The sequence below is a fragment of the Mesorhizobium sp. M7A.F.Ca.CA.001.10.2.1 genome, assembly GCF_003998575.1.
Lineage (GTDB): Bacteria > Pseudomonadota > Alphaproteobacteria > Rhizobiales > Rhizobiaceae > Mesorhizobium.
In genome coordinates this window covers 1-4810 of the sequence record NZ_RZQY01000462.1, presented here as the reverse complement: position 1 = coordinate 4810, position 4810 = coordinate 1, and the positions used below count along the sequence as shown (strand labels likewise).

Genomic DNA, 4810 nt, shown 5'->3' with positions numbered 1-4810 from the left:
CCCGAAAGCTGAAAGTGGTCGCAGCCTGCGGCAATGGCACCGCCGGCGCCTTCGCGCCGCGGGCGTTGCAGCGCATCGGCTGCGAGGTCATCGCGCTCGACGTCGAGCTCGACCATACATTTCCGCGCTACAATCCCAATCCCGAGGACATGCGGATGCTGCATGCCATCCGGGACAAGGTGCTGGCATCAGGCGCCGACATCGGCCTTGGCTTCGACGGCGATGGCGACCGCTGCGGCGTCGTCGACAATGAAGGCAATGAAATTTTTGCCGACAAGGTCGGTGTGATGCTGGCAAGGGATATTTCCAGCCGGCATCCCAACTCGACCTTCGTCGTCGACGTCAAATCGACCGGCCTGTTCCATACCGACGCAATGCTGCGCGCCAATGGCGCCGTCGCTGACTATTGGAAAACCGGCCATTCCTACATCAAGCGCCGCGTCGCCGAACTCGGTGCTGTCGCCGGTTTCGAAAAGTCGGGTCATTTCTTTTTCAATCCGCCGATCGGGCGCGGATATGACGACGGGCTGGTCACTGCCATCGCCATCTGCCAAATGCTGGATCGCAGCCTGGGCAATTCGATGGCCGATCTTTATCGCGCCCTGCCGCTGACCTTCGGCACGCCGACCATGTCGCCTCACTGCGCGGACGACGTGAAGTATGGCGTTGTCGAGCGGGTGGTTGCCGACTTTCGGGCCATGAAGCGGGATGGAATGGTTTTCGCTGGCCAGAAGATCGCAGACCTCATCACCGTCAACGGCGTGCGCGTCGTCGCCGACGACGGCACCTGGGGGCTGGTGCGCGCCTCATCGAACAAACCGGAACTGGTCGTGGTGGTCGAAAGCCCGGTGTCGTCGCAGCGTCGACGGGAGATGTTCGAGGCTGTCGACGCCGTGCTGCGCCGCAGCCCCGAGGTGGGCGCCTACAACCAGACCTTTTGAATGGTAGTTGAATGACCGAGCGGATTGTCAGTTTTGTCATGAGCGGCGGCGTCGGCTCGAGGTTGTGGCCGCTGTCGCGCGAGGACAACCCCAAGCAGTTCCACGATCTGTCCGGCGATGGCTCGATGCTGGCCAAGACCTTGCGTCGGCTGACGGCCCGGCCGGAAGGCGAAACGCCGATCTTCCTGATCGCCGCGGAGCGCCATGCTGATCGCGTTCACGCCGATCTTGCTGGTCTCGACCTGGCCGGCGGCGGTCCGCTGTTCGAGCCGACCGGGCGCAACACAGCCGCCGCCGTCGCACTGGCGACGCTGCGCACGCTGTCCGAATTCGGTGACAGCCTGGTGCTGGTGATGCCGTCGGATCATGAGATATCGACCCCGCGCCAATTCTGGCATAGCGTCGAAGCCGGCACCGAGGCAGCGCGTAGTGGACGGCTGGTGGTGTTCGGCATCAAGCCGACACAGCCCGAGACCGGCTACGGCTATATCGAGGTCGCGGCCGAAAGCGGCGGCACCTTCGATGTGTCGCGCTTCGTCGAAAAGCCGGATATTGAGACTGCGCAAAGCTATCTCAAGGCCGGAAATTTCTACTGGAACACCGGTATCTTCCTGTTTCGCGCCGTCGCCATGCGTGATGCCTTCATAGCGTTCCAGCCGGATATCTGGCTGGCCACCGAAGCAGCTTACAGGGCAGCGACATCGGATCTGTCCGGCCTTTACATGCCGCTAGAACTCTACGCCGCCATTCCGTCGAACTCGATCGACTACGCCATCATGGAGCGGGCAAAAGACATCGCCATGGTGCCGGCCGGCTTCCGCTGGAACGATCTCGGCTCCTGGCAGTCGCTGCTCGATGTCGGCCCCGCCGACGACCGGGGCAATGTCATCATCGGCGATGTCGTCGCTATCGATTGCGAGAATTCCTACATTCGCAGTGATGGCCGCCTGCTGTCGGCGATCGGCATGAAGGACATCGCCATCGTTTCGACATCGGATGCCACCTTCGTCGCCCCGGTCAGCCACAGCCAGCACGTCAAGAAGATCGTCGAGCAGCTCGAAAAATCGGGTCGCCTGGAAACCAGGTTCACGCCGGCGCATGACCGCGTCATCGAAAGCGGCGCCTGGCGCCGGCGCGTGCATCACTGGCTGTTTCAGGAGACCTTGCCGCTGTGGTCGACATCGGGGGTCGACGAACGCCATGGCGGCTTTCACGAAGCGCTCGGCCTGGACGCCTCGCCGCTGATGAAGCCCAAGCGCATGCGCACCATGGCAAGGCAGGTCTATGCTTTCGCCGTCGCCCGAGCGCGCGGCTGGGACGGTCCGGCCGACCGGCTGATCAGCCACGGCATCACCTTCATGGCCGGCAAGGGCCGCACCGACAAGGGCGGCTGGGTTCGCACGCTGAATGTCGACGGCTCGGTCGCCGACGCCACCGAGGATGCCTACGATCATTCCTGCGTGCTCCTGGCGCTCGCGCATGCGCATATGTCTGGCAATCCAGACGCCTTGCGCCTCGGCGAGGAAACCTTCGCCTTTCTCGATGCGCATCTCGAAGACAGCCGCATGACCGGCTTCCTCGAGACATCGGACGGCAAAGGCGAGCGCCGCTCCAACCCGCATATGCATCTGCTCGAGGCCTTCCTCGCTTGGCATCAGGCGACTGGCGAGCGCGCCCATCTGCGCCGCGCAGCGCGCATCATCGACCTCTTCCGAAGTCATTTCTTCGATCCGGAAAGCTGGACGCTTGGCGAGTATTTCGATGCCGAATGGAAGCCATCCGCAGGAGAGAAAGGGTCATGGACCGAGCCTGGCCACCATTTCGAGTGGGCCTCGCTGCTGGTCGATTTCGCTGGACGCAGCGGCCAGGCCGAATTGAGCGGCTTTGCCAGAAAACTTTACGCGTCGGCCACTGCCAATGGCCTCAACCGCGCCACCGGCCTTGCCTATGGCGCCGTCTCGCGGCAGGGCCTGCCGCTCGACCTGATATCACGCAGCTGGCCGCAGGCCGAAGCGGTGAAGGCGGCTATCGCGCTGGATGGTTCGGGCGGGCCGGACCTGAAGCCCGAGATCGAAGCGCGCGTCGGCCGGCTGTTTCGCTGGCACATCGACCCGGCGCCGCTCGGCCTGTGGATCGACCGCATCGACGAGCGCGGCCGCTCACTGGCATCGGACGTGCCGGCCAGCATCTTCTACCACCTGGTCTGTGCGCTGACCCAGTATCTGGATGGGACGGCCGATCCGAAGGCGTAGGACTTGATCAGTACGGGCTCGCCACATCCCCGGTCTCGACATAGATCGACTTCAGCTGCGAATAGAGTGCCAGCGCCGCCAATGAATTCTCACGTCCGATGCCCGACTGTTTGAAGCCGCCGAACGGGATTTCGACCGGCGTCAGATTATAGGCGTTGATCCAGCAGGTGCCGGCCTGTAGCTCGGCAATGACGCGGTGGGCGCGCGGCAGGTCACGCGTGAAGACGCCGGCGGCAAGGCCGAATTCGGTGTCGTTGGCGCGGTTGATCACCTCGTCCTCACCGTCGAATTTCAGCACGCTCATGACAGGCCCGAAAATCTCCTCGCGGGCGATGCGCATTGTGTCGGTGACGCCGGTGAACACCGTTGGCTCGACAAAGAATCCGCCCTGGAAACCCTGCAGCGAAGGCACGTTGCCGCCACAGGCAAGCGTTGCTCCGTCCTGCTTGCCGATCTCGATATAGCCCACTACCTTGTAGTGCTGCGCCTTGGAAACCAGCGGTCCCATCTGGGTTTCGGGGTCGAGCGGGTCGCCGATGCGGATTTTCTTGGTCCGCTCGATCAGACGCTCGACGAAGCGGTCGTGAATGCCGCTCTGCACGAAGACGCGCGTGCCGTTGGAACAGATCTGCCCGGTCGAATAGAAATTGCCGAGCATGGCGCCGCCAATGGCGTTCTCGATGTCGGCATCGTCGAACACGATCAGCGGCGACTTGCCGCCAAGCTCCATCGTCGCGTGCTTCATCTTCGAGCCGGCGAGCGACAGCACCTTGCGGCCGGTCGGCACCGAGCCGGTCACCGAGACCTTGGCGACGACATCGTGGCCGACGAGCCCGGCGCCAACATCGCCATAGCCTTGCACCACGTTGAACAGGCCGTCAGGCAGCCCGGCCTCGCTGTAGATCTCGGCCAATGCGAGTGCTGAAAGCGGCGTGTTTTCCGATGGCTTGAACACCATGGCGTTGCCCATGGCGAGCGCCGGTGCCGATTTCCAGCCGGCGATCTGGATCGGGTAGTTCCAGGCGCCGATGCCGACACAGACGCCGAGCGCTTCGCGCCTTGTGTAGGCGAAGGGTCCGCCGAGATCGACCGACTCGCCATTGTAGGCGGCAACCGCACCGCCGAAATATTCAAGGCAGTCCGCTGCCGATGGGGCGTCCGCCACCAGCGTTTCCTGGATCGCCTTGCCTGTATCCAGTGTCTCGATGCGGGCGAGGTCGGCGTTGCGGGCGCGCAATATGTCGGCGGCGCGGCGCAGGATGCGCCCGCGCTCGACCGGCTTCAGCCGCGCCCAGGCGGGCTGCGCCGCCCGCGCCGCCTCGACGGCGAGTTCCAGCACGTTCGGCGTTGCCGAACGCAGCATGGCGATGGTCTCACCGGTTGCCGGATAGATGACCGGCAGCGGCGCGCCGCCTTCGTCCTCGATGTAGCGTCCGTTGACATAGTGCGATGCCGTGGGCTGGGCGCGCATGGGAGGTCTCCAAATCGTCTTCGCGGCATGCATGATCGTGCAGTCACGATCATGCTCTATCTGTCCGACGCCTGCCAGCTCGGATTGATCCATGGTTCCTGGTTGGACGGCGCCAGCGGCGTCCGGCCAAGGATGTGATCGGAAGC

General features: G+C 63.8%; 2 protein-coding genes and 2 pseudogenes. 2 read left to right on the top strand and 2 right to left on the bottom strand.

Features of this window, described 5'->3' with window-relative positions:
* A pseudogene (locus EN964_RS24790) lies at positions 1-941 on the top strand (phosphomannomutase/phosphoglucomutase); the annotation flags it as partial.
* A gap of 11 nt (positions 942-952) precedes the next feature.
* Positions 953-3193, top strand: a complete 2241-nt coding sequence (locus EN964_RS24785; RefSeq protein ID WP_127269980.1) for a mannose-1-phosphate guanylyltransferase/mannose-6-phosphate isomerase — start codon at positions 953-955, stop codon at positions 3191-3193.
* A 7-nt stretch (positions 3194-3200) separates the two neighbouring features.
* Here the strand turns inward: EN964_RS24785 and betB are convergent, their stop codons facing one another.
* Both betB and EN964_RS24775 read right to left on the bottom strand, forming a co-directional pair.
* Positions 3201-4664 carry a betaine-aldehyde dehydrogenase gene (betB, locus tag EN964_RS24780; RefSeq protein WP_127267971.1) on the bottom strand — a complete coding sequence of 488 codons (1464 nt, stop codon included), beginning with the start codon at positions 4662-4664 and terminating at the stop codon, positions 3201-3203.
* Positions 4665-4720: 56 nt separating this feature from the next.
* Positions 4721-4810: pseudogene (locus tag EN964_RS24775) on the bottom strand (choline dehydrogenase); the annotation flags it as partial.